24 protein-coding genes and 2 pseudogenes are annotated in these 22,592 nt (G+C 60.8%); 14 read left to right on the plus strand and 12 right to left on the minus strand.

What is annotated here, in order from left to right:
- Positions 1-89 precede the first annotated feature (89 nt).
- Entirely contained in the window at positions 90-437 is a 348-nt protein-coding gene (locus LOY33_RS17095) for a hypothetical protein (RefSeq protein WP_058541323.1), read from the plus strand.
- A gap of 6 nt (positions 438-443) precedes the next feature.
- On the opposite strand, the gene LOY33_RS17100 is transcribed toward LOY33_RS17095, so the two are convergent.
- Entirely contained in the window at positions 444-1,409 is a 966-nt protein-coding gene (locus tag LOY33_RS17100) for a GlxA family transcriptional regulator (RefSeq protein ID WP_054915308.1), read from the minus strand.
- Between the two features lie 127 nt (positions 1,410-1,536).
- Here LOY33_RS17100 and LOY33_RS17105 point away from each other — a divergent pair, with 127 nt between their 5' ends.
- Entirely contained in the window at positions 1,537-2,178 is a 642-nt protein-coding gene (locus tag LOY33_RS17105) for an HD domain-containing protein (RefSeq protein ID WP_258659436.1), read from the plus strand.
- Here LOY33_RS17105 and LOY33_RS17110 read toward each other — a convergent pair.
- Positions 2,126-3,073, minus strand: a complete 948-nt coding sequence (locus tag LOY33_RS17110; protein ID WP_258659437.1) for an NRAMP family divalent metal transporter — start codon at positions 3,071-3,073, stop codon at positions 2,126-2,128. The two genes, LOY33_RS17105 and LOY33_RS17110, sit on opposite strands and share 53 nt — an antisense overlap.
- A 58-nt stretch (positions 3,074-3,131) precedes the next feature.
- On the opposite strand from LOY33_RS17110, the gene LOY33_RS17115 reads away from it, so the two are divergent.
- Genes LOY33_RS17115 through neuC form a run of 4 tightly spaced genes read left to right on the plus strand, consistent with a single transcriptional unit; the run spans position 3,132 to position 6,482 of the window.
- Positions 3,132-3,878 (plus strand): formyltransferase family protein, encoded by a 747-nt coding sequence (locus LOY33_RS17115; protein ID WP_258659438.1) that lies wholly within the window; start codon positions 3,132-3,134, stop codon positions 3,876-3,878.
- A gap of 21 nt (positions 3,879-3,899) precedes the next feature.
- The gene (locus LOY33_RS17120) at positions 3,900-4,280 is read left to right on the plus strand and encodes a hypothetical protein (protein ID WP_258659439.1); all 381 of its coding nucleotides are present in this window, start codon (positions 3,900-3,902) and stop codon (positions 4,278-4,280) included.
- Entirely contained in the window at positions 4,237-5,307 is a 1,071-nt protein-coding gene (gene neuB / locus LOY33_RS17125) for an N-acetylneuraminate synthase (protein ID WP_274096684.1), read from the plus strand. Before LOY33_RS17120 ends, neuB begins: the two co-directional genes overlap by 44 nt.
- Positions 5,307-6,482, plus strand: coding sequence for a UDP-N-acetylglucosamine 2-epimerase (gene neuC, locus LOY33_RS17130; RefSeq protein ID WP_258659440.1), 1,176 nt, complete (start codon positions 5,307-5,309; stop codon positions 6,480-6,482). Before neuB ends, neuC begins: the two co-directional genes overlap by 1 nt.
- A gap of 7 nt (positions 6,483-6,489) precedes the next feature.
- Here the strand turns inward: neuC and LOY33_RS17135 are convergent.
- Positions 6,490-6,627, minus strand: a pseudogene (locus LOY33_RS17135) (lysis protein); the annotation flags it as partial.
- Positions 6,628-6,878: 251 nt separating this feature from the next.
- Positions 6,879-7,124: pseudogene (locus LOY33_RS17140) on the minus strand (site-specific integrase); the annotation flags it as partial.
- A gap of 103 nt (positions 7,125-7,227) precedes the next feature.
- On the opposite strand from LOY33_RS17140, the gene dusA reads away from it, so the two are divergent.
- The 3 genes from dusA (at position 7,228) to LOY33_RS17155 (ending at position 11,346) form a co-directional block, all read left to right on the plus strand.
- A complete protein-coding gene (gene dusA, locus LOY33_RS17145; protein ID WP_258659441.1) occupies positions 7,228-8,238 on the plus strand; it encodes a tRNA dihydrouridine(20/20a) synthase DusA in 1,011 nt (336 codons plus the stop codon).
- Positions 8,239-8,358: 120 nt separating this feature from the next.
- Positions 8,359-9,285: a transaldolase gene (gene tal, locus LOY33_RS17150; protein WP_043864539.1), complete on the plus strand. Its 927-nt coding sequence runs from the start codon at positions 8,359-8,361 to the stop codon at positions 9,283-9,285.
- Positions 9,286-9,459: 174 nt separating this feature from the next.
- Positions 9,460-11,346 carry an alkaline phosphatase D family protein gene (locus LOY33_RS17155; protein WP_258659442.1) on the plus strand — a complete coding sequence of 629 codons (1,887 nt, stop codon included), beginning with the start codon at positions 9,460-9,462 and terminating at the stop codon, positions 11,344-11,346.
- 40 nt (positions 11,347-11,386) lie between these two features.
- Here LOY33_RS17155 and rssC read toward each other — a convergent pair whose 3' ends face one another.
- The gene (rssC, locus tag LOY33_RS17160; protein ID WP_043864541.1) at positions 11,387-11,869 is read right to left on the minus strand and encodes an anti-sigma factor antagonist RssC; all 483 of its coding nucleotides are present in this window, start codon (positions 11,867-11,869) and stop codon (positions 11,387-11,389) included.
- Complete coding sequence (rssB, locus tag LOY33_RS17165; RefSeq protein ID WP_043864542.1) at positions 11,866-13,050, minus strand: two-component system response regulator RssB; 1,185 nt, start codon at positions 13,048-13,050, stop codon at positions 11,866-11,868. The genes rssC and rssB overlap by 4 nt, the downstream gene beginning before the upstream one ends.
- Positions 13,051-13,320: 270 nt before the next feature.
- Here rssB and LOY33_RS17170 point away from each other — a divergent pair, with 270 nt between their 5' ends.
- On the plus strand, positions 13,321-13,620 hold the full coding sequence (locus tag LOY33_RS17170) for a PilZ domain-containing protein (RefSeq protein WP_043864543.1): 300 nt from the start codon (positions 13,321-13,323) through the stop codon (positions 13,618-13,620).
- Between the two features lie 50 nt (positions 13,621-13,670).
- Here LOY33_RS17170 and LOY33_RS17175 read toward each other — a convergent pair whose 3' ends face one another.
- Positions 13,671-14,375, minus strand: a complete 705-nt coding sequence (locus tag LOY33_RS17175) for a VacJ family lipoprotein (protein ID WP_043864544.1) — start codon at positions 14,373-14,375, stop codon at positions 13,671-13,673.
- 206 nt (positions 14,376-14,581) lie between these two features.
- Here LOY33_RS17175 and LOY33_RS17180 point away from each other — a divergent pair, with 206 nt between their 5' ends.
- Both LOY33_RS17180 and LOY33_RS17185 read left to right on the plus strand, forming a co-directional pair.
- Positions 14,582-15,169 carry a hypothetical protein gene (locus tag LOY33_RS17180; protein WP_054916180.1) on the plus strand — a complete coding sequence of 196 codons (588 nt, stop codon included), beginning with the start codon at positions 14,582-14,584 and terminating at the stop codon, positions 15,167-15,169.
- A 124-nt stretch (positions 15,170-15,293) separates the two neighbouring features.
- Entirely contained in the window at positions 15,294-15,557 is a 264-nt protein-coding gene (locus LOY33_RS17185) for a DUF4404 family protein (protein ID WP_043864546.1), read from the plus strand.
- 49 nt (positions 15,558-15,606) lie between these two features.
- Here LOY33_RS17185 and queF read toward each other — a convergent pair whose 3' ends face one another.
- The gene (gene queF / locus LOY33_RS17190; protein ID WP_054916181.1) at positions 15,607-16,437 is read right to left on the minus strand and encodes an NADPH-dependent 7-cyano-7-deazaguanine reductase QueF; all 831 of its coding nucleotides are present in this window, start codon (positions 16,435-16,437) and stop codon (positions 15,607-15,609) included.
- A gap of 57 nt (positions 16,438-16,494) precedes the next feature.
- Positions 16,495-17,016 (minus strand): plastocyanin/azurin family copper-binding protein, encoded by a 522-nt coding sequence (locus LOY33_RS17195; RefSeq protein ID WP_043864548.1) that lies wholly within the window; start codon positions 17,014-17,016, stop codon positions 16,495-16,497.
- A 152-nt stretch (positions 17,017-17,168) separates the two neighbouring features.
- Between LOY33_RS17195 and LOY33_RS17200 the strand changes: the two genes are divergently transcribed.
- On the plus strand, positions 17,169-17,849 hold the full coding sequence (locus LOY33_RS17200; protein WP_043864549.1) for a heavy metal response regulator transcription factor: 681 nt from the start codon (positions 17,169-17,171) through the stop codon (positions 17,847-17,849).
- A complete protein-coding gene (locus LOY33_RS17205; RefSeq protein ID WP_078479607.1) occupies positions 17,846-19,204 on the plus strand; it encodes a heavy metal sensor histidine kinase in 1,359 nt (452 codons plus the stop codon). The genes LOY33_RS17200 and LOY33_RS17205 overlap by 4 nt, the downstream gene beginning before the upstream one ends.
- Positions 19,205-19,306: 102 nt before the next feature.
- Here LOY33_RS17205 and LOY33_RS17210 read toward each other — a convergent pair whose 3' ends face one another.
- The 3 genes from LOY33_RS17210 to LOY33_RS17220 all read right to left on the minus strand — a co-directional run bounded on the left by LOY33_RS17210 (position 19,307) and on the right by LOY33_RS17220 (position 22,565).
- Positions 19,307-20,551, minus strand: coding sequence for a lipoprotein-releasing ABC transporter permease subunit (locus LOY33_RS17210; RefSeq protein ID WP_043864660.1), 1,245 nt, complete (start codon positions 20,549-20,551; stop codon positions 19,307-19,309).
- A 72-nt stretch (positions 20,552-20,623) separates the two neighbouring features.
- Positions 20,624-21,307, minus strand: coding sequence for a lipoprotein-releasing ABC transporter ATP-binding protein LolD (gene lolD / locus LOY33_RS17215; protein WP_173925058.1), 684 nt, complete (start codon positions 21,305-21,307; stop codon positions 20,624-20,626).
- Between the two features lie 7 nt (positions 21,308-21,314).
- Complete coding sequence (locus LOY33_RS17220) at positions 21,315-22,565, minus strand: lipoprotein-releasing ABC transporter permease subunit (protein WP_258659443.1); 1,251 nt, start codon at positions 22,563-22,565, stop codon at positions 21,315-21,317.
- Positions 22,566-22,592 lie beyond the last annotated feature (27 nt).

Raw genomic sequence — 22,592 nt, forward strand, 5'->3', positions numbered from 1 at the left:
ACCGCCGCACCCGTCATCGGTTCAAGGCTTTTTGCCATTATTTGCATTCACCTTGCCGGCCCTTTATTGCACGACTCAAGCGAGCCCCCATGTCCCGATACGCCATCGCCGTCACCGCCGCCGACCACAAGCCAGGGATCGTCAAGCTGCTGCGCCAGTGGTCTGCCGACAGCATCGGCGAGCTGATGCGCAAGGTGGGCACGCAAACGCCGGTCGTGCTGTTCGATACCACGGACTTCGCCCTGGAGGTGCCCAGCGAGCAAGGCACGGTGACGCAGCAGCAAACGCTGCTGGCAATCATCGATGCGCTGGAGCAGGCCGGCGCCAGCCTGCGCATCACCCACCATGCAGGCACGCTGGTGGAGCCGCTGACGCGTGAGATGCTGGAGAACCTGTTCGAAAGCGAGCTGCTCTACCTGGGCCAGGAGCACGACTGAGCGTTGCTACGCCCCGCCGTGCCCGTAACGCTTGCGGTACTCGGCAGGTGTCACCCCCACGTGCTTGAAGAACGCGCGGCGCAAGGTGTCGGCGTTGGCGAAGCCGCATTTGGCGGCGACCTGCTTGGGCGCATCACCACCGGCCTCCAGCAGGGCGCGTGCAGCGGCCACCCGCGCCGACTCCACCCAGGCTGCGGGCGTGACGCCCACCTCGGCATGAAACAGCCGGGCAAAATGCCGGGGGCTGAGGCCGGCATGTTCGGCCAGTGCCTCGACTGTCAGCGCCAGCTGCGGGTTGGCGGCCACCCAGCGCTGCACTTGCTGCAACACCGAACGCCCGGCTGGCTGCGCCTCGCCCTTGCGGCTGAACTGCAACTGCCCGCCCGGGCGCTTGAAGAACATCACCAGTTGCGCCGCTACCCGCAGCGCGATTTCACGGCCCAGGTCTTCCTCCACCAGCATCAGCGCCAGGTCCAGCCCGGCAGTGACCCCGGCGGCTGTGCGCAGCTTGCCGTCGCGCACATACAGCGCATCCTCTTCCACGCTCAGGCTCGGGTAACGCTGTGCCAGGGCCTGTGCCGCGGCCCAGTGCGTGGTCACCCGCCGCCCATCCAGCAACCCGCTGGCCGCCAGCGCGAAGGCGCCGGTGCACACCGAGCCGAAGCGGCGCGACTGGCCCGCGCAATCGCGGATCCAGGCCAGCAGCGTGTTGTTCAGTTGCATCCGCGCCGCATCCGGCGCCCCGGCCACCAGCAAGGTGTCGAAGCACTGCCCGGGCTCACCTGCCACCAGGTCGGGCAACAGCCGCGCACCGGACGAGCTGTGAATGGGCCCTGGCTCGCACGCCACCACCTGCAACGTGTAGACCTGCCGACCCGCCTCGACATTGGCCTGGGCGAACACATCCAGCGGGCCCGACACATCGAGCAGTTGAACACCGGGCAGCGCGAGTACGGCAATGGTTCTGGTCATGGCTAAGGGGCGAACCTCAAGGCGTCGTGATTTCACGTGAAATGGCAGTATATGGCGTATCACGCCATTTGAGGACAGCAGTGTCGAGGCTGACAATGGAGGCGAACCGCAACCCGGAGCCTGCCCCATGACACTCGACATCCACGGCATCAAGATCCCCGACAGCCAGCTCGCCCGCGAAATCACCGAGGTGGTACGCGATACGGCCTCGCCCCTGCTGTTCCACCATTCCAGCCGCGTGTTCTACTTCGCCGCCCTGGCGGGCCAGAAGCGCGGCCTGAAGTTCGACGCCGAGCTGCTGTACTGCGGCTGCATGTTCCACGACATGGGCCTGACCCATCAGCACAGCAGCGCCTGCGAGCGTTTCGAAGTGGATGGCGCCAATGCCGCACGCGACTTCCTGTGCGGCCACGGCATCGCCCAGCAGGACATCGATACGGTATGGACCGCCATCGCTCTGCACACCACCCCAGGCATACCCGAGCACATGCACCCGGTGGTGGCGCTGGTGACGGCAGGGGTCGAGATGGACGTGCTGGGGCTGACCCACGGCCAGTACGGCGCTGCCGAGCGCGAAGCCATCGTCAGCGCCCACCCGCGGGGCGAGCACTTCAAGGAAGACATCATCCAGGCCTTCTACGACGGCATCCGCCACAAGCCGCAGACCACCTTCGGCAACGTCAAGGCGGATGTGCTGGCCGACAAGGACCCCGCCTTCAAGCCCGGGAATTTCTGTGCGGTGATTCGCAGCTCGAAGTGGGCGAGCTAGGCACCTGCTCTACAGCGTCACCAGCATGCAGGCCACGGTGATGGCCATGACCCCGGTGGCAATCCACCCAAGCCAGCGCAACCGCGGCGTGATCACGTGCTCGCCCATCGTTTGCGGCCGCGATGCCAGCAGCATCATGACCACCATGATGGGCACGGCGATCACGCCGTTGAGCACTGCCGACCAGAACAGCTCCTTCACAGGGTCGGTGGGCGTGAAGCACAGGATCACCCCACCGCTTCGGCCACGGCACCGTATCGACCCGGATGCGCAGCAGGTGCCGGCGCACCTCGCGCCTTGCCGGCACCTGCTGGCCCGTGGTGGCGTCTTCCATTTCCTGCTCGGCCTGCCAGAAGAACAGGTAGGGGCTGATGGTGGTACCCAGTACCGCCACCACCATCAGCAGGGTGTCATGGTTGAATGCGATATCGGGGAACACGATACCCCGCGCTACCGCGCTCCAGTCCACGTGCACCATGAACGCCACCGCCACGTACGACAGCAGCGCCAGGGTCAGCCATTTGAGCCAGCTGACGTAGGCGCGGTACGGCATGAACACCTGCAGCACCAGGCACAGCAGGCCGAACGTGACGGCATAGATATGCGCCGACCCGCCCACCAGCAAGCGAAGGGCCTCGGCCATGGCTGCGATGTCCGCCAGGTTCAGCGTATTGGCCACCAGCAGCATGCTCACCACGGCCCACAGCATGGAGAAGCCAAACTGTGCGCCGGCTTGCGAATAGGTGGCGATACCGCTCGGATCGTCGTCGGCAGCGCCGGTGATCAACCCGGGCCCAAGCCATCGCAGGCTGCGGCGCAATTTAATTTTCCTGACAGGCTTCATGGCCGCGCCTCGATTCACCTGCGGGGGGTGGGTAAAGTAGGCATAGGCCATGTTATCCTCTACATGATTACTGTTAAAGCGCAAGCATATTTTTGCAAGGAAAACGGGAATGACCTCTTTAGATGACGCGACTCCTTCTTCACATAACGAAAATAAAGAAAAAGTAAAAGTTCTTTTTTTTGGAAGAAGCAAATGCGACGCCACTGACAAAGCTATAAACTTTTTAAATCGTCTAGATTTTGAGGTAACTACTGTTAAGTCAAATGGCAGAGGTGAATCCTTACCTGAAGATATAGATCGGTGGACAGGCGACTACATATTCTGCTTTAGAAGTTTGTTTGTACTTCCTAAAAGGATATTGGAGAGGGCCAAGATAGCGGCGATAAATTTTCACCCGGGCTCAGCAGAATATCCAGGCAGTGGATGCCTTAACTTCGCGCTGTACGAAAACGCGAAGGAGTATGGAGTTACAGCCCATCTTATGAGTGAGAAAGTAGATGATGGCAGCATAATTGAATGTCGCCGATTTCCAATTGTCGCGGGCGACACAGTTGACTCCCTTCTCGAACGTACTCATTTAAAATTGCTGGACTTGTTTCTTGACACGGTAGGGGGCATAGGGACGCTGGGCGATAGCTACATAAAAAGCTCATTGATTAAATCAGGGAATGAAAAATGGAGAGGGGAGGCTCGCCGCATGAAGGAGCTAGATAGACTCTCAACCATAGACATTGGAGTGTCAGCACTTGAACTTGAGCGAATTATCAGAGCGACCCATACTGATTTATTCCCACCAAGAATAATGCTTCACGGGTACGAGTTCGCCCTGCGCTCCCCCAAAAAGAAAACATCTTAACACATCGAAACGAGCCCTATCGTGACCACTACAATCTCCGAAATCCATTTTATCGGCATGCTAAACACACTTTTAATGAGAGGGTACGAGGCATACCAGAATTATCAAAAAAATGGCAAGACCTTCTTGTATGCAAAAATAATCAAAGCCAATAATGAAGCAACCCTAAACCTTATTCTTTCCCATTGCCACCTTATGCCTCCAGAGCAACAAAAAGACTTAATAAAGTTAGTTTCTCATCTGGATGTATGGATTTGCCAGTGGGATGACCTGTATACAAAAAACAACCCTAACCTGACAGATGCCTTCATCTTTGATACCGCCCTAAACTTCCCAAAAGAATCAATGGATCGTTTGGATGCGTACTTTGATTCAAGACTACAAAACAAAAACATCATTTAATCAAAACTGGCGGACATTAGTTATGAACCACACAATAGTGATAGCCGAGGCCGGCGTCAATCATAATGGCGATATGAATATCGCCAAGCGCTTAATTGAAGTTGCAGCCGACGCCGGCGCTGACTATGTAAAATTCCAAACATTCACTGCCAGTGAACTCGTTACAAGCGAAGCGAAACAAGCTGACTATCAAATTAAAAATACTGGCATCAAAGAAACGCAACAAGAGATGATTAGGCGCTTAGAACTTAAACGTGAAGATCACAGCATGCTAATAGAGCACGCTGAAAAATGCGGAACCAAATTTCTTTCCACAGGCTTTGATATAGCCAGCTTAGATTTTCTCAACAGCCTGGGAACCCCATTGTTCAAAATACCATCAGGCGAGATAACCAACCTCCCATACCTCAAGGTAGTTGCAGGCTACAAAAAGCCAATAATTTTGTCGACCGGCATGTCGACGATTGGTGAAATTGAAAATGCGATAGAGGTATTAGAAAAAAACGGGACCAACCTATCGGACATCACGGTTCTGCACTGCACCACTGAATACCCTGCTCCTATTTCAGAAGTCAACTTGAACGTCATGCATACTATCCGCAGGGCCTTTGGAGTAAACGTTGGGTATTCCGATCACACCATGGGCATTGAGGTCCCTATTGCGGCCGTCGCTTTAGGTGCCAGCATCATTGAAAAGCATTTTACGCTAGACCGTACTATGCAAGGGCCAGATCATCCTGCCAGTTTGGAACCGGAAGAACTGAAGCAAATGATCGCGTCTATCCGAAATATAGAGAAAGCACTGGGCGATGGTGTGAAGAGAGTAACGCTTAGCGAACAGAAAAACATTTCTGTCGCTAGAAAATCTCTGGTCGCAGCGTGCGCGATCAAAGAAGGTGAATATTTCACAGAGCAAAACCTAACCGTCAAGAGGCCAGGTATCGGAATTAGCCCGATGCGCTTTGAAGAAGCCCTGTCGAGAAAGGCCAATAGAAATTTTCTACCAGATGAGATTATCGAATTCTAATGCCAATTTTTAAACGTAAAATCTGCGTAGTAACTGGCACTCGTGCGGAGTATGGGTTGCTGCGACACTTGATAAAAGCAATCGACAACTCGAGCGAGTTTGAACTTCAACTAATAGCAACTGGAACTCACCTATCCGAACTATTTGGTTATACCTATAAAGAAATTGAAGCCGATGGGATCACTATAGATTGCACAGTTGATATCGAGCTTGTTGGAGACACCTCACGCGATATTGCTCGATCCACGGCATTGGGTATCACTGGGTTCTCGGAAGCTTATGAGAAATTAAAACCTGATTTAGTGGTAGTTCTCGGAGACAGATTCGAAATACTGTCAGCCTCCGTTTCAGCTATGCTTGCGAGAATCCCAATTGCTCACCTTCACGGCGGTGAGGTAACGGAAGGGGCGATGGACGAGGGCATTCGGCACTCTATTACCAAATTCTCCCAACTCCATTTTGTTGCCAATGAAGAATATAGAAATAGAGTAATTCAACTAGGCGAAGACCCAAAGCACACATTCAATGTAGGCGGTCTTGGTGTGGACGCGATACGTAGAATTAAACTATTAACAAGAAACCAGCTTGAGCATGATTTAGGCTTTACCTTCAAAAAAAGAAACCTCCTAATCACTTTCCACCCTGTTACGCTTGAGGATTCAACTTCTTCGCAGCAGATGAAAGAACTATTATCCGCCCTTTCAAAGCTAAGCGATACACAGCTTATATTTACCATGCCGAACGCCGACACTGATAGTCGAATTCTATTTACGATGATAGAAGACTTTGTTCGGTCAAATGCAAATTCCTGCGTATTTACTTCGCTCGGCCAAGTACGATATTTTTCTTGTGTTTCAGAAGTTGACGGCGTTATCGGAAACTCGTCCAGCGGACTACTCGAAGTGCCATCTTTCAAGAAAGCCACAGTAAATATTGGTGACAGACAGAAAGGCAGGCTTAAAGCATCGAGCATTATTGATTGCGAGCCAAGCGCCGCAGAGATCGGACTTGCCATCAATACCATTTACAGTCCCGACTTCCAGCGAACCCTCAAGCTTGCGGAAAATCCTTATGGTGATGGGGGCGCTGTCGACAAGATCATGGATACGCTTAAAAGCATGTCTTTCAAAGGTCTTATCAAGAAAAAATTCTATGACCTGCCCCCACAAAGCTGAAGACGAGTTACGGACCAATAGCTCGGCCGTGCGCCTGGCACGCCTTCAGCGCAATCAATCCTTGGTCGCCATCGTCGGTAACGGTGACAATGCGTTGAGCGTACGCCGGGTCAAGTCGGGCGCGCGCTCCTCCATGAACCACGCCGATGGCAGAAAACGCCCCGTCAGTGCGGGGCGTTATGCGTCTGGTGAGTGGCGGACTGCGCACTAGTCGGAAGTTGGCTTACTAAGACAAAGTCCGTAGCGTCATACACAATGCCCGCGGCCTGACCGGCAGCTATAGCCCCAGTAGCTTTTTGTCGACTTTGTCGTATTGCTCAATCAACGCTGCGACTAGGCTGGATGTTCCGATGGCTGGCGCTACGGTGCTGGCTACATGGAACGTTATCGGCCGAGCTTCTCCATTTCATTCAGGTAGCGGGTGATCATGTCTTTGACCATGACGCCCTTTCGGTTCGCCTGCCCAAGTGCGCCAGACTCATCCAGCTCCGCACCGCGCTTTCGCGCCTAGGCCTGAGCCGACTGTTTTCGGGCGAAGGTCTGACTCTCTTGGTAGACTTGCACTCCGTAGCGCTTGATGCGGATCTGAGCCGTGTAGCTCATCGTCCCATCCGCCAGTTTTCTTGCCCTGATAGTCGCCATATCGAAAGTGGTACGCGTCAGTTTTGAAGTGGTACACCGTACCACCGACATTCAAAAAACGCCCGAAAACACCCGAAAACATGCCGAACACACGTAGAGCAAAATGGTACAGAACACCCACTCCAGACCAGTAAATTCAAGCCCTGCGTTGTCCCGCCGGTTCAGCGTTGCACCCATGATGGACTGGACCGACCGCCACTGTCGCTTCTTCCTGCGCCTGCTGTCGCGCAATGCCTTGCTCTACACCGAAATGGTCACCACCGGCGCCCTGCTGCATGGCGACGCCGAGCGTTTTCTGCGCCATGACGAAGCCGAGTACCCGCTGGCCCTGCAACTGGGTGGCAGCGTGCCGGCGGACTTGGCCGCCTGCGCCGTACTCGCGCAAAACGCCGGCTACAACGAAGTGAACCTCAACGTCGGCTGCCCCAGCGACCGCGTGCAGAACAACATGATCGGCGCCTGCCTGATGGGCCATCCGGGGTTGGTGGGCGATTGTGTCAAGGCCATGCTCGACGCAGTGCAGATCCCGGTCACGGTCAAGCACCGCATCGGCATCAACGGCCGCGACAGCTACGCCGAACTCTGCGACTTCGTCGGCCAGGTACGCGACGCAGGCTGCCGCAGCTTCACCGTACACGCGCGCATCGCCATCCTCGAGGGCCTCTCGCCCAAGGAGAACCGCGAGATCCCGCCACTGCGCTATGACGTCGCCGCGCAGCTCAAGGCCGACTTCCCGGACCTGGAGTTCATTCTCAATGGCGGCATCAAGACCCTCGCCGAATGCCAGCAGCACCTGCAGACCTTCGACGGCGTGATGCTCGGCCGCGAGGCGTACCACAACCCTTATGTACTGGCCGAAGTCGACCAGCAGCTGTTCGGCAGCGACGCCCCGGCGATCAGCCGCAGCGAAGCGCTGGCCAGGCTGCGCCCGTACATCGCCCAGCACCTGCAGAACGGCGGCGCCATGCACCATGTCACCCGGCATATCCTCGGCCTGGGCCAGGGCTTCCCCGGCGCTCGCAAGTTCCGCCAGCTGCTGTCGGTGGACATCCACAAGAGCACCGACCCCCTGGGCCTGCTCGACCAGGCGGGGCTGCTGCTGGAAGGACGCTAGGAACCTGCGCGCGGCTGGACACTCCAATCGTTACCCTCCCCCGATAGCCTGCCGCACAGCCCTTGAGCGGCCGGCAGCGCTCGGGTAATGTCGTCCAACCGCACAGGACAGAGCACGCTCATGACTTCCAAGCTGGAACAACTCAAGCAGTTCACCACGGTCGTCGCCGACACCGGCGATATCGATGCGATCAGCCGGCTCAAGCCGGTCGACGCCACCACCAACCCGTCCCTGTTGCTCAAGGCCGCCGCCATGCCCGGCTATGCCGAGCTGCTCGATGACGCGCTCAAGCACAGCAAGGGCGACCTGGGCCTTGCCTGCGATGCATTCGCGGTATCGGTGGGCAGCGGAATTCTCAAGGTGATCCCGGGCCGTATTTCCACGGAAGTGGACGCCCGACTGTCCTTCGACCAACCTGCCCTGCTGTCCAAGGCGCGCCAATTGATCGAGTTGTACGACAAGGCCGGCATCGGCCGCGACCGCGTGCTGATCAAGCTGGCCTCCACCTGGGAGGGCATCCGCGCCGCCGAGGTGCTGGAAAAGGAAGGCATCCAGACCAACCTGACCCTGCTGTTTTCCTTCGCCCAGGCGGCTGCCTGTGCCGATGCTGGGGTGTTCCTGATTTCGCCGTTCGTGGGCCGTATCTACGACTGGTACAAGAAATCGACCGGCAAGGAGTATGTCGGGGCCGAAGACCCGGGCGTGAAGTCGGTCACGCGTATTTACGATTACTACAAGGCCAACGGCTACGACACCGTGGTCATGGGCGCCAGCTTCCGCAACATCGGCCAGATCGAGCAGTTGGCCGGCTGCGACCGCCTGACCATCAGCCCTGAGTTGCTGCAGCAGCTCAGCGATGACCAGGGCACCCTGGCGCGCAAGCTCACCCCGGGCAAGGCTGGCGAGCCACGCCTGACACTCGACGAAAGCCAGTTCCGCTGGCTCTCCAACGAAGATGCCATGGCCACCGAGAAACTCGCCGAGGGCATCCGCCAATTTGCGCGGGATCAGGAGAAACTCGAGGCGTTGTTGGCTGCAAAGGCCTGATACAAATATGGTTTGCCAGGCAAGGTGTGAAGGCGGAGCATTAACGGTTTTGCACGCTGGATCTTGCAGACCTCTTCGCCGGCAACGCCGACTCCTACAGGGCTGCACGATACTGTAGGAGCCGGCATTGCCGGCGAAGCGCCGAAGGCGCACCCATCCATCTTCGAGTAATCAATGCCCGAAAACACCCCGCTGCCCCTGGTACTGGCCGGCCCGTTGCTGCGCCGCCTGGAGCCTGCGCGCGTGGTCCTGTGGCTGGTCGGCTCACAGCCGTTGCAGCCCGAACTGCACCTGCAACACTCCACCGAATACACCCTGAGCTGTCAGGTCATCCCCATCGGCCAGCACGCCTTCGTGCACCTGCTCGATATCCAGCTGCACACCCCACTGCCCACCGACGTGCAGATCGACTACGACGTGCTGGTCGGCGGCCAGGGCATCGCCACCTGGGCCCCACACCTGCTGTATGAAGGCGCCCGCCTGCCCAACTTCGTGATACGCGAGCGCCTCGACCAGTTGTTGCATGGCTCGTGCCGCAAGCCGCACCACCCCGCCGCCGATGGCCTGTTGTGCGCCGACCGCCTGCTGGCCGCGCCCCACGCACCCGCCGAGCGCCCGGCACTGCTGATGATGAGCGGCGACCAGGTGTACGCCGACGATGTCGCCGGCCCCATGCTGCGGGCCATCCACGGGCTGATCGAACGGCTGGGCCTGTACCACGAGCACCTGGAAGGCGCCGTGGTGCAGAACAGCGCCGAGCTGTACCGCCACCCGGCCAGCTACTATCACCGTGCCGACCTGCTGCCAGCCCTGGAGAGCAACGAAACCCTGCGCGAGCGCTTTTTCGGCGGCACGCGCAAACCCATCTTCACCAGCAGCAACGCCGACAACCACCTGGTAACCCTGGCCGAGATCATGGCCATGTACCTGCTGGTCTGGTCGCCTGTGCCCTGGACCTTGGTCGACACCCCCATGCCATCAGGCCTGACCACCCAGCGCCAGGCCCGCTACCAGCGCGAACAGCACTGCCTGAAGGGCTTCGTCGAAGGGCTGGATGGCGTGGCGCGGGTACTGGCGCACCTGCCCAGCCTGATGATCTTCGATGACCACGACATCACCGACGACTGGAACCTCTCGGCCCAATGGGAAGAAACCGCCTACGGGCACGCCTTCTCGCGGCGCATCATCGGCAACGCGCTGATCGGCTACATGCTCTGCCAGGGCTGGGGCAACAACCCGGACGTGTTTGGCGAGCTGCTGCAAAGCTGCCAGGCCCTGAGCCACAGCGCCGATGACGACGGCTATTTCGACCGCGCTGCGCAAGATGGCCTGATCAAACAGCTGCTGCGCTTTCAGGAATGGCACTTCGTGCTGCCCACCCAGCCTGCGCTGCTGGTACTCGATACCCGCACACGTCGCTGGCGCAGCGAGAGCAAGCTGCAAAAGCCCTCCGGGCTGCTGGACTGGGAAGCGCTGTGCGAACTACAGCAGGCCTTGCTGGACCACCCCTCGGCCATCATCGTCTCCCCCGCCCCGCTGTTTGGCGTGAAGCTGATCGAAACCATCCAGCGTGTGTTCAGCTGGTGCGGCTATCCGCTGCTGGTGGACGCCGAGAACTGGATGGCGCACCGGGGAGCGGCGCAGGTGATCCTGAATATCTTCCGTCACTCGCGCACGCCAGGGCATTACGTGATCCTCTCGGGCGACGTGCACTATTCCTTCGTTTACGAGGTAATGATTCGTCACAAACGCGGCGCCCCGCACCTGTGGCAGATCACCAGCAGCGGCATCAAGAACGAATTCCCGCGCCGACTGCTCGATGTGTTCGACCGACTCAATCGCTGGCTCTACGCCCCACGATCACCGTTGAACTGGTTCACCAAGCGCCGCCTGATGCAGGTGGTGCCGCGTACACCCGCGCACAGCAAGGCCGGCGAGCGCCTGTGGAACAGCGCCGGGCTGGGCCAGGTGTTCTTCAACGCGCAGGGGCAGCCCGAGCGCATCTTCCAGCTCAACGCCAACGGCGCCCCGCCCACGGAGTTTCCCCGCGAGGCTGAATGAAAAGGTGAGTTCGGCGCCCGCTACAGGGCGCCAGGATCGATCAGGTCCGCTCCAGGGCGTTGACCAGGTCGTGGAAGGCTTCGCGGTTGGAGTCGTTCAGGCCCATGAGGATCTTGTGCGCTTCCAACACCTTGGCGCGCACTACCTCTTCGTTCTGGTCCTGGGACGGCAGATCGGTCAGGCACTCAGGGCACGGGATTGGACGATCGACGATGTTGAACACCTGATCGAAGCCCATCGACTGCAGAAGCCGGGTGATATCGGCATGGGTAGTCACCACCGTGGGCAGCAGGCCGACCTTCTGCCGCGACAGGATCGACAACTTGGCCAGCAGGCCCAGAGTGGTGCTGTCGATACTGTTGGTTTCGGTAAGATCGATGACGATCGCCGAGAAATTCAGCGCCGTGAAGATCTTTTCAATCGTTGCATCCAGCGCCGAACACAGGGTCAGACGCACTTCACCGACGAACTTCAGAACAAAGGTGCCATTCTGCTCGGCAAACTGGATTCTTCCAGTACTCATTGAAGGTTCCTGCTCAACACCATTAGGGCGATATCATCCGGCATCTCCCCAAGCGTAGCCAATTCGAATCGTTGGCGCAGCCCATCCAGGCTGCCACCTGCTGCCTTGATGATTTCAGGCAAGGCAGCCTCCTTATCTTTGAGTGTGTCGCCAGGCAAAAGGTCCAGAATGCCATCAGACAGCAATGTGAGGCTGAACTGCGGCGGCAACTCCAGAACGTGATCCTGGTAGGTGGCCTCGTCGAACAGCCCCACCGGCAGGCCGCGCCCTTCGAGGTACCGGGTGTCGTCCGGGGTGTACAGCACCGGCAACGGCAGATGGCCGCCGATGCTGTAGGTCATCAGGCCGGTATGCTCGTCGATCACGCCGCCCACCATGGTCACGTGCTTGCCCAGCCTGCAATTGATCAGGCCGCGGTTGATATGCCCGAGCACCTCGGACGGCTTGAACTCGGGCAAGGTGCCGGCGCGCTTGAATTCGAACAGCAGGCGCGTGGTCATGAACTTGAGCAGCACAGTCACGAACGCCGAGGAGGCACCATGGCCGGACACATCGGCCAGGTAGAACGCCACGCGTCGCTCGTCGACACGAAAGTAATCGGTGAAATCGCCAGACAGGTACAGAGACGGAATGATCTGGTGTTCGAAACGCAGGTCTCCGGCCTTCCAGGGGTTCTCCGGCAGCATGTTCATCTGCACCTGGCGCCCGGCAGTCTGGTCTTCCTGCAGCAGGTGCAGGCTGGCCTCCAGCTCACGGTTGGCGGTTTCGAGCTTGTCGCGGTAACGCTGGTTTTCCAGTACCAGATGCGCCCGATCCAACGCCCGGCGAACCGAGTGCTCCAGCACTGCCAGGTCTTCCAGGGGCTTGATCAGGTAGTCGGCAGCACCCAGGCGCAACGCTTCGACGGCATCGTTCATCACGCCCGCGCCCGACACCACGATCACCGGCAGGTCGGGGGCACGCTCGGTAACCTGGCGAATCAGCTCCAGGCCGCCCATTTGCGGCATGCGCAGATCGCAGATCACCAGATCAGGCTGTTCCTGCTCGAAGACCTGGAGACCCTGCTGGCCGTTGCTTGCCTGCAGGACGCTGAAGCCGCTGTCTTCCAGGTAGGCGGCGAGGCTCGCACGCACTACATCGTCATCATCGATTATCAGCAGCGTTGCACTGTTTTTCTGCATGTGGGCAAACGGCGCCAGAAATAGGTTGGGGTAGGCGGCCAGGCAAAACGAGGCCCGCTTACTGGATTCACTTCTAGCCACTCTTGCATTTCAGGTGTAGGACAAAAGGCCTGCCCGGCAAATGTCAGAGGTGCCCTGTAAGGCGCAGACGGTACTCCCATCCGCCGGGGGTTTCAAGCATGCACCGATGGTCGCCTGTGCTCTTTACAGCACAAATCACCGGGAGTTATAAAAACCCCTTCTATCGCAACCCAATGGAAGGATGCAGGCATGAGCCAGAACCACGCCGACTATAGCGAGAAGCGTGATTTCATCAGGATGCGGGTAGATACCGACGTTACCCTGATACATGCCGAACAAGTGATTGCGGCGGTGTGCCTGGACCTCTCGAGCAGCGGCATGCAGGTACAGGCAGCGAAAACCTTTCAGGTTGGAGACAACCTCAGCGTCAGCATCGATTCGGACCACCCTTCACTCAAGGGCCTGCACGCCACAACGCAAGTGGTGTGGATTGCCGATCAGCCCCAGGGCCAGCAGAAGCTGGGCCTCAAGATCCTTGCGATGAGCTGAACAGCAGGCATGAAAAAGGCGGCCATGGCCGCCTTTTTCATGCATCACGATCAGAAATCGTCTTTTACATCCCCGTCCTTGACCTTGAACTCGCGGTTCTGCAGGTAGGCGTTGCGGATGAAGCTGTACTTGTCGCCACGGATCATCTTCTCGGCCGACAGCAGGCTGGCACGGGTGTCCACCACGTCCACCGCGATTGCGGTATTGCGGGTGGGCACATGGTCCATGTAACGGTAGGGTTCGGTGTAGGTATCCGGGTACTTGGCGATCGCATCGCGCACGGTGCTCGGCCCAAGCAGCGGCAGCATCACGTACGGGCCACTGCCTACACCCCAATAGCCGAGGGTCTGGCCGAAGTCCTCGTCGCTGCGCTGCAGGCCCATCTTGGTACCCACATCGAAGAAGCCGGCCAGGCCGAAGGTGGTGTTGACGATCAACCGCGCGGTATCCACGCCGGCTGCGTGGGGCTTGAGCTGCAACACGTTGTTGGCAAGGTTGGTCACGTCACCAAGGTTGCGGAACATGTTGTGGATGCCGTCCTCGAGAAACTGCGGCGTCACCCACTGGTAGCCCTGGGCCAGCGGCTTGAGCGCGTAGGTATCGATCGTGTCGTTGAACCGGAAGATCGGCCGGTTGATGCTCTCCCACGGGTCTTCCTCGGTCGCCGCCTGGGCCAGTACCGGCGCCAGCAGCAGGCTCGCGCAGACACAGGCACGGGTCATACGATCGATCACGCCAGCACCGATCCCACGCATAAAATTTCTCCTAGGCAAACATTGCACTGCGCCGGCATCAGGCCGTCGACAGCCAAAAGGAAACAAGTATAAAGCCTCTCTGGCAGATTAGGCAGCTTCCTCCAACCTGCGTCGATATTTTGTGAAAGCCGCCTGAAGGTCATCAAAGTGTCACGCCACGGTCACACCCCGACGTTAGCCTTGCTGGTTATTTCAGGGACGTTGCCATGCCCCATTCCCCCGCCTTCACCGCCGTGCTGTTCGGCCTGCGCGGCTGCCTGGTCGACTTCGGCGCACGATGCCAGGCGCCCGGCAACGCACCGGCCAGGCCTACACCAGGCGCCCTGCCCGCCCTGCACTGGCTGCGGGAACACGGCGTGCCCTGTGCCTGGCTCGACGAACTGCCGGCTGCCCTGGGCCAGCACCTGAGCCAGGCGCTGCCCGCCTGGGTGCGCCGACCGGATACCACCGGCCACGCGCCCTGGCCCGCGCCGGATGCCTGCTGGCACGCCCTGATGCAGCTCAAGGCCGACCGGCTCGATGGCTGCGTGCTGGTCAGCGGCGAGCCGCGCCTGCTGCAGGCCGGGCTCAACGCCGGGCTGTGGACCGTGGGCCTGGCCTCGTGCGGCTCGCTGTGCGGGCTGGACGAGGCTACCTGGCAGGCACTGGAGGAACGCGAGCGCGAACTCAAGCGAGGCAAGGCTACCGTTCACCTGTTCGGGCTGGGGGTGCATTCGGTGATCGACCAGCTGGAACAACTGGCCGATTGCCTGGCCGATATCGGCCTGCGCCGCCTCAAGGGCGAAAAACCCTGATACAGGCACATTGATCAGGGTCATGCAAAGCGGCGCCGGGTGGATTAACCTGAACAGCGAGGCACGGACCTTTCGCCCGCGCGCGGGGTCCATGTCTGAGCCTATTCATAGAGGGAGAACACCCATGCCTGCCCGCGAACTTCAAGCGCAACTCGACGCCCTGCGCGAGCAACTGGAGCAAAACCCACCGCTCTCGGAACAGGAGCGTGTCGAGCTGCACGAACTGATGGCGCAGATCCAAGCGAAAATCGAACTGGAGGCCGTAACCCCGGACAACAACCTGGTCGACGGCGTCAACCTCGCCGTCGAACGTTTCGAAGTCGAGCACCCGGGCCTGACCGCCACCCTGCGCAACATCGTTCAGAGCCTGCAAAGCATGGGCATCTGAACCCTGCGGCAAAAACGAAAGCCCCGTCACACTGGACGGGGCTTTTTCGTTACTGGCGAACCAGGCGCAGGTTCTTCAGGGTGACCGGCCCGGTGCTGCGGTACGGGTTGATGTCCAGCCCGCCCCGGCGCACGTAGCGCGCATACACCGTGAGGGTTTCGGGGTTGAGCAGGCGCTTGAGGTCCAGGTAGATACGTTCCACGCATTGCTCGTGGAAGTCGGCATGCTGACGGAAGCTGATCAGGTAGGTCAGCAGGCTGGCATGATCCAGCGCCGCGCCACGGTAATGGACGGTCACGCTGCCCCAGTCCGGCTGCCCGGTCACCGGGCAGTTGGATTTAAGCAGATGGCTGTGCAGGGTCTCTTCCACCACACGCTCGGCATCGCAGCGCAGCAGCTCCGGTTGCGGCTGCTCGTAGTTGCTGATGCTGACCTCCAGATCATCGATGCAGGTGCCCGGCAGCGCCATCACCCCTTCGCGCTGAACCTCGGCCAGGCTGCGGATACGCACCCCTACCGGCTTGCCGGCTGCCGCAGACAGGTCCTTGACCAGACAAGCCTGCACCGCCTGCGCCGAGGCGAACTCGGTCTGGTTCAGCGAGTTCAGGTACAGCTTGAACGACTTGGACTCGATGATGGCCGGCGAATCGGCCGGGATGGCGAACTCGCCGATGGCCACCACCGGCTTGCCCGAAGGCAGCAGCCAGGACAGCTCGAAGCAGTTCCAGTAATCCACACCCGACCACGGCAACGTTTGCGCGGTGACCCCAAGCTCGGCCCATTTGGCTGCACGCGGGATAGGGAACAGCAGCGACGGCGTGTAGGTGCTGATGTATTCACTGGACTTGCCCAGTGGCGAATGTTCGGCGGCGGGATGCATGGCTCAAACCTGAAGGACGAAATTGGTCTAGTTTATCGGGTTTGCGCGCTGCATTGGTCATTTGGCGATAGTCAGCTTGCCCACCATGCCGGCCTGGTAATGCCCCGGCACGTTGCAGGCGAACTCGATCGGCGTGCTCTGGCTGAAGGTCCAGGTCAGTTCGGCGCGCTTGCCCGGCGCCACCATCACCATGTTCGGGTCGTCATGCTGCATGCCGCCGCTACCCATCGCACCATGATCATCACCGCCATGATTCATGCCGCCATGTCCCATTGCCGAATGATCCATCTGCCCCTGCATGGCGAGCATCTCCTGCTGGTGCCGGGCGTGCATGGCCGCATCCCCCAGGTTGAACTCGTGGGGCACCTGGCCGTTGTTCACCAGCACGAAACGCACCGTTTCGCCGGCCTTGACCTGCAGCGCGCGCGGCTCGAAGTACATGTCGCCCATCACGACCTCCACCGTGCGCGTGGCCTGCGCCGCCGCAGCCGGCTTGCCGAAGGCGTACTCGTGCCCGGGTGCCGCCAGCAGCGGCAGGCTCCACAGCGCCAGGGCGCTCGCGATCATCAAGCGTTTCATCGTGCATCCTCTATCATGTGCAAGCTCATGCCCCGCACTGTAGAAAACTGCCGCTGGCAACCACCTGACGAAAACATTACAACTTTGTCAGCTTTGCCCCGCGCACCCTGCCACAGGGTATAAACCCAGCCCCCAACGCTGCCGAGAAGCCCATGAAACTGTTGATCGTCGAAGACCAGCCCAAGACCGGCCTCTACCTGCGCCAGGGCCTCAACGAAGCCGGCTTCAGCACCGAACTGGCCACCGACGGCGATACCGGTCAGCACCTGGCCCTGAGCGGCGACTACGACCTGCTGATTCTCGACGTGATGCTCCCCGGGCGTGACGGCTGGCAGATTCTGCAGGCCGTGCGCGAGGCCGGCTTCGACACCCCGGTGCTGTTCCTCACGGCCCGCGATGCGGTAGAGGACCGCGTGCATGGCCTGGAACTGGGCGCCGACGACTACCTGATCAAACCCTTTGCGTTCTCCGAACTGCTGGCGCGGGTCCGCACCCTGCTGCGCCGCGGCGCCAGCCCGCCCCAGGAAACCACCCTGAACCTGGCCGACCTGCGCCTGGACCTGATTCGCCGCCGGGTGGAACGTGCCGGGGCACGCATCGACCTCACCGCCAAGGAGTTCGCCCTGCTCGAACTGCTGCTGCGCCGCCAGGGCGAGGTGCTGCCCAAATCGCTTATCGCTTCGCAGGTGTGGGACATGAACTTCGACAGCGACACCAACGTGATCGAAGTGGCGATCCGGCGCCTGCGCCTGAAGGTCGACGATGGCCACGACAACAAGCTGATCCACACCGTGCGCGGCATGGGCTACGTGCTCGAGGAGCGTCCGGCGTGATGCGCAGATTGTCCCTGGGCGCACGCCTGGCGCTGTTGTTCGCCGCCTGCACGGCGGCGGTGTCACTGACGGCGGGGCTCCTGTTCAGCCGGGCCAGCGAGGCGCACTTCATCGAGCTCGATCAGCAGTTGCTCGACAGTCGCCTGTCGGTACTGCGCCAGGCGCTCGTTGGCGTGCACGACCGCCCGAGCCTGGCAGCGCGGCTACCGCTGCTGCGCGGCGAACTGAGCCACCAGGCCGACCTTGCACTGCGCATTCGTGGCAGCGACGGGGCGCAGTGGTTTGCCAGCCGCCCCGGCCTGCCTGACGCACCCGACACACCGGGCCTGAGCACCCTGCGCAGCGAGGGCATGGATTTTCGCAGCCTGTGCGTGGTGCTTGAAGGAGGCAGCCGGCTCACTCTGTTTCTGGATATCACCCACCACCAGCACTTTCTGCAACGCATGCAGCGCCTGATCTGGCTGACGATGGGCCTTTCGGCGCTGGCCACCGCGCTGCTCGGTGCCTGGGCCGTGCGCCGTGGCTTGCGTCCGCTGCGCCGGATGGGCGAGGTGGCAGCCGGCGTTTCGGCGCGCTCGCTGACCACACGCCTGCCCCAGGCCCAGATGCCGCCAGAGCTGGCGCAACTGGCCGGCACCATGAATGCCATGCTCGAACGTCTGGACGATGCCTTCCAGCGCCTGTCGGCCTTCTCGGCCGACATTGCCCACGAGCTGCGCACGCCGCTGTCCAACCTGCTGACCCACACCCAGGTCACCCTCACCCGCCCGCGCAGCCTGGAGGAGTATCGCGAGGCATTGCACGGCAACCTCGAGGAACTGCAATGGATGGCGCAACTGGTCAACGACATGCTGTACCTGGCCAAGGCCGACCACGGCCTGCTGATGCCCAATCGCGAGCCCCTGGCGCTGGACCAGGAGGCCGATGCCTTGATCGAGTACTACGCGCCATTGGCCGAGGATGCACAGATCAGCCTGAGCCGCGAAGGGCTGGCCGAGCTGACGGGAGACCGCAACATGCTGCGACGGGCCCTGTCCAACCTGCTGGACAACGCGCTGCGCTTTACCCCGGCACAGGGCGAGATACGGGTCGAGATTGCGCAGGGTGATGGCAGGGTTCGCCTGGTGGTGGCCAATCGCGGGGCGCCGATCGATGCAGCGCTATTGCCGCGGCTGTTCGACCGGTTCTACCGGGCCGACCCGGCACGCCGGGAAGGCAGCAGCGAACATGCGGGGCTGGGGCTGGCGATCACCCGTTCGATCGTGCAGGCGCACGGTGGGGTGATCAGTGCCGAATCGGCGCAGGGGTGGACGCGGTTCCTGATCGACTTGCCGGAACACAACGCAGCCCTGTAGGAGCCGGCGTTGCCGGCGAATCGGCGCATGCGACATGCCTGAACATGGCCAGGCAGTGTGTCCGCTTCGCCGGAAACGCCGGCTCCTACAAGAGCGGTGGCATCACTCGTACCGCAAGGCGTACGCCGGCTCGACCTGCGAAGCACGCCACGCCGGATACAGGGTGGCCAGAAAGCTCATCACCAACCCCGCCGTGCAGATCAGCGCCACATCGCCCCATTGCAGTTCCGATGGCAGCGTACTGATGAAGTACACGTCCGAGGTAAAGATATGCTGCCCGCTGACCCGCTCCAGCCAGCCGACGATCTGGCTCACATTGAGCGCCGCGATCACGCCGAGCACACCACCGATCAAGGTGCCCACCACACCGATCAGGCTGCCCTGCACCATGAACGTGCCCATGATCTGCGCCGGCGTCGCGCCGATGGTACGCAGGATGGCGATGTCCGCGCCCTTGTCGTTCACCACCATGATCAGGGTGGCAATGATGTTGAACGCCGCCACCGCAATGATCATCATCAGCAGCAGGCCGATCATGGTCTTTTCCATCTTCATGGCACTGAACAGGCTGCCCTGGGTGTGGGTCCAGTCATCGGCACGGTACTGCTCGCCCAGTTCGCCCACTATCGCCCTGGACACCTGCGGCGCGGCATACAGGTCCTTGACCTTGAGCCGCACGCCCTGCACCTGGTTCGGCGCCCAGCGCTGCATGCTCGCCGCATCGGCCATGTGGATCAGGCCCATGGAGCCATCCAGCTCGGCGCCCACCTTGAACACACCGACCACGTTGAGGCGCTGCATGCGCGGGGTGATGCCGCCGGGAGCGGTGCTCACCTCGGGCACGATCAGGGTCAGCTTGTCACCGACCCTGAGGCCAAACCGACGCGCCGTCATCTCGCCTACCACCACGCCGAACTCGCCCGGCTTTAGGTCGTCGAGCCGGCCCTGAACGATGTGGTCGGCCACGATCGAGACCTTGCCTTCCTGCGCAGGGTCGATGCCGCTGATCTGGATCGGCTGCATCGCGCCCTTGTAGGAGAGCATGCCTTCCATCTCGGTCAGCGGCGCAGCGGCCAGCACTTCGGGGTTCTTCAACGCGGCATCGGCCACCGCCTGCCAGTTGTCCAGCGGCTGGGCGCCCAGCACGGCGGCATGCGGCACCATGCCCAGGATCCGCGCACTCATTTCACGCTGGAAGCCGTTCATCACCGATAGCACCACGATCATCGCCAGCACGCCCAGGGACAGGCCGATCATCGAGGTCATCGAGATGAACGAGATGAAGTGGTTGCGGCGCTTGGCACGGGTGTAACGCGCACCGATGAAAATTGACAAGGGTCTGAACATGAACTGAAGCACCCAGGTAAAGAAAAGAGACAAGGGGCCCGCCATGCACGGCGGGCCACCTGTACTGCCAGGTCAGATCGAAACCAGACGCCCGTCTTCCAGGCGCAGCACACGGTCCATCTGCCGCGCCAGGTTGAGGTCGTGGGTCACCACCAGGAACGCGGTCTGCGAGGAGCTGCTCAGCTCCTGCATCAGGTCCTGGATGCCCTGTGCGGTGTGGTGGTCGAGGTTGCCGGTAGGCTCGTCGAGCATCACCAGCCCGGGCCGGTTGACCAGCGCCCGGGCAATCGCCACGCGCTGGCGCTCGCCGCCGGACAGCTCGGATGGCTTGTGCGTCAGGCGATGGCCCAGGCCGACACGCGTGAGCAGCGCCTCGGCACGTTCGCGCGCCTCGGGGATCGGCGTGCGGCCGATCAGCAGCGGCATGCACACGTTCTCCAGCGCGGTGAACTCCGGCAGCAGGTGGTGGAACTGGTAGACGAAGCCCAGTGCGCGGTTGCGCAGCAGGCCACGTGCACGCTCGCCCAGCGCCGACAGCTCTTCACCGGCCAGCCATACGCTGCCCTGGGTCGGGGTATCGAGGCCACCCAGCAGGTTGAGCAAGGTACTCTTGCCCGACCCTGAACTGCCGACGATCGCCACACGCTCACCCGGGTGCAGCTCCAGCTGCAGGCCCGACAACACTTGCACCGACTCCGGGCCTTCCTCGTAGGACTTGCCCAGGTTGCGGCAACTCAGCACTGCTTTATCACTCATGCCCAACTCACTCATAACGTAGCGCCTCCGCAGGCTGGGTGCGCGCCGCACGCCAGGCCGGATACAGGGTGGCGAGGAAACTCAGGACCAGCGCCGCACCGCAGACCATCCACACGTCTTCGGCCATGACCTGGGACGGCAGGTAGTCGATGAAGTACACGTCGGCGTTGAGGAACTTGTGCCCCATCAACCGCTCGAGGCCTGCAATCGCTGCACTCACGTTGAGCGCGGCGGCGATGCCGACCACGGCGCCGATCAGGGTGCCGACCACGCCGATCACGGTGCCCTGCACCATGAAGATGGCCATGATCTGACCCGGCGTGGAGCCCAGCGTGCGCAGGATGGCGATGTCGCCCTTCTTGTCGTTGACCACCATCACCAGGGTGGAAATGATGTTGAACGCCGCCACCGCGACAATCAGCAGCAACAGCAGGCCGATCATGGCTTTTTCCATGCGGATGGCCTGGTACAGGTTGCCGTGGCTGCGGGTCCAGTCACGGGCGTAGAACTCGTGCTCGCCCAGCTTCTGGGCGATGTTCCAGGCCTCGCGGGGTGCCTGGAACAGGTCGTCGAACTTCAGGCGCAGGCCCTGCACCTGGTCGGCCTTCCAGCGGTGCAGGCGCGACAGGTCCGACAGGTTGGTCAGGCCCAGGTAGCCGTCGATCTCGCCGGCGCCCACGTGGAAGATGCCGATCACGGTGAAGCGCTTCATGCGCGGGAACATGCCGGCCGGGGTCACGGTGACCTCGGGGGCGACGAAGGTCAGCTTGTCGCCGATGCCCACGCCCAGCTTGGCTGCGGCCTTGTCGCCGATCATGATGCCGAAGCTGCCCGGCGCCAGCGCGTCGAGCTTACCCTCGCGCACGAAGTCGTCGATGATCGACACCTTGCGCTCTTGCGCCGGGTCAATACCGTTGAGCAGCACCTTCTGTACCTTGCCGTCATGGGTCAGCAGGCCCTGCATCTGGGTGAACGGCGCCACCGCCAGCACCGCCGGGTTCTGCTTTACTGTATCGGCAAGGGCTGGCCAGTCGCTGATCGGCTGTCCGGTCTCGAGAGTGGCATGGGGCACCATGCCCAATACGCGGGTACGCATTTCATGATCGAAGCCATTCATCACCGACAGCACCACGATCATCACCACCACGCCCAGGGCGAGGCCGATCATCGAGGTCAGCGAAATGAACGAGACGAAGTGATTGCGACGTTTGGCACGGGTGTAACGCGTACCGATAAATACGAAAAGAGGTCTGAACATGTCGGGGCTTGTTCGGAGGAAAGAGGA

The sequence above is a fragment of the Pseudomonas sp. B21-036 genome (assembly GCF_024748925.1).
Taxonomy (GTDB): domain Bacteria; phylum Pseudomonadota; class Gammaproteobacteria; order Pseudomonadales; family Pseudomonadaceae; genus Aquipseudomonas; species Aquipseudomonas palmensis.

Coding starts and splice junctions, on each gene's coding strand:
- LOY33_RS17095 (WP_058541323.1), top strand. CDS start 90: ATGTCCCGATACGCCATCGCCGTCACCGCCGCCGACCACAAGCCAGGG.
- LOY33_RS17100 (WP_054915308.1), bottom strand. CDS start 1,409: ATGACCAGAACCATTGCCGTACTCGCGCTGCCCGGTGTTCAACTGCTC.
- LOY33_RS17105 (WP_258659436.1), top strand. CDS start 1,537: ATGACACTCGACATCCACGGCATCAAGATCCCCGACAGCCAGCTCGCC.
- LOY33_RS17110 (WP_258659437.1), bottom strand. CDS start 3,073: ATGGCCTATGCCTACTTTACCCACCCCCCGCAGGTGAATCGAGGCGCG.
- LOY33_RS17115 (WP_258659438.1), top strand. CDS start 3,132: ATGACCTCTTTAGATGACGCGACTCCTTCTTCACATAACGAAAATAAA.
- neuB (WP_274096684.1), top strand. CDS start 4,237: ATGCGTACTTTGATTCAAGACTACAAAACAAAAACATCATTTAATCAA.
- neuC (WP_258659440.1), top strand. CDS start 5,307: ATGCCAATTTTTAAACGTAAAATCTGCGTAGTAACTGGCACTCGTGCG.
- dusA (WP_258659441.1), top strand. CDS start 7,228: ATGGTACAGAACACCCACTCCAGACCAGTAAATTCAAGCCCTGCGTTG.
- tal (WP_043864539.1), top strand. CDS start 8,359: ATGACTTCCAAGCTGGAACAACTCAAGCAGTTCACCACGGTCGTCGCC.
- LOY33_RS17155 (WP_258659442.1), top strand. CDS start 9,460: ATGCCCGAAAACACCCCGCTGCCCCTGGTACTGGCCGGCCCGTTGCTG.
- rssC (WP_043864541.1), bottom strand. CDS start 11,869: ATGAGTACTGGAAGAATCCAGTTTGCCGAGCAGAATGGCACCTTTGTT.
- rssB (WP_043864542.1), bottom strand. CDS start 13,050: ATGCAGAAAAACAGTGCAACGCTGCTGATAATCGATGATGACGATGTA.
- LOY33_RS17170 (WP_043864543.1), top strand. CDS start 13,321: ATGAGCCAGAACCACGCCGACTATAGCGAGAAGCGTGATTTCATCAGG.
- LOY33_RS17175 (WP_043864544.1), bottom strand. CDS start 14,375: ATGCGTGGGATCGGTGCTGGCGTGATCGATCGTATGACCCGTGCCTGT.
- LOY33_RS17180 (WP_054916180.1), top strand. CDS start 14,582: ATGCCCCATTCCCCCGCCTTCACCGCCGTGCTGTTCGGCCTGCGCGGC.
- LOY33_RS17185 (WP_043864546.1), top strand. CDS start 15,294: ATGCCTGCCCGCGAACTTCAAGCGCAACTCGACGCCCTGCGCGAGCAA.
- queF (WP_054916181.1), bottom strand. CDS start 16,437: ATGCATCCCGCCGCCGAACATTCGCCACTGGGCAAGTCCAGTGAATAC.
- LOY33_RS17195 (WP_043864548.1), bottom strand. CDS start 17,016: ATGAAACGCTTGATGATCGCGAGCGCCCTGGCGCTGTGGAGCCTGCCG.
- LOY33_RS17200 (WP_043864549.1), top strand. CDS start 17,169: ATGAAACTGTTGATCGTCGAAGACCAGCCCAAGACCGGCCTCTACCTG.
- LOY33_RS17210 (WP_043864660.1), bottom strand. CDS start 20,551: ATGTTCAGACCCTTGTCAATTTTCATCGGTGCGCGTTACACCCGTGCC.
- lolD (WP_173925058.1), bottom strand. CDS start 21,307: ATGAGTGATAAAGCAGTGCTGAGTTGCCGCAACCTGGGCAAGTCCTAC.
- LOY33_RS17220 (WP_258659443.1), bottom strand. CDS start 22,565: ATGTTCAGACCTCTTTTCGTATTTATCGGTACGCGTTACACCCGTGCC.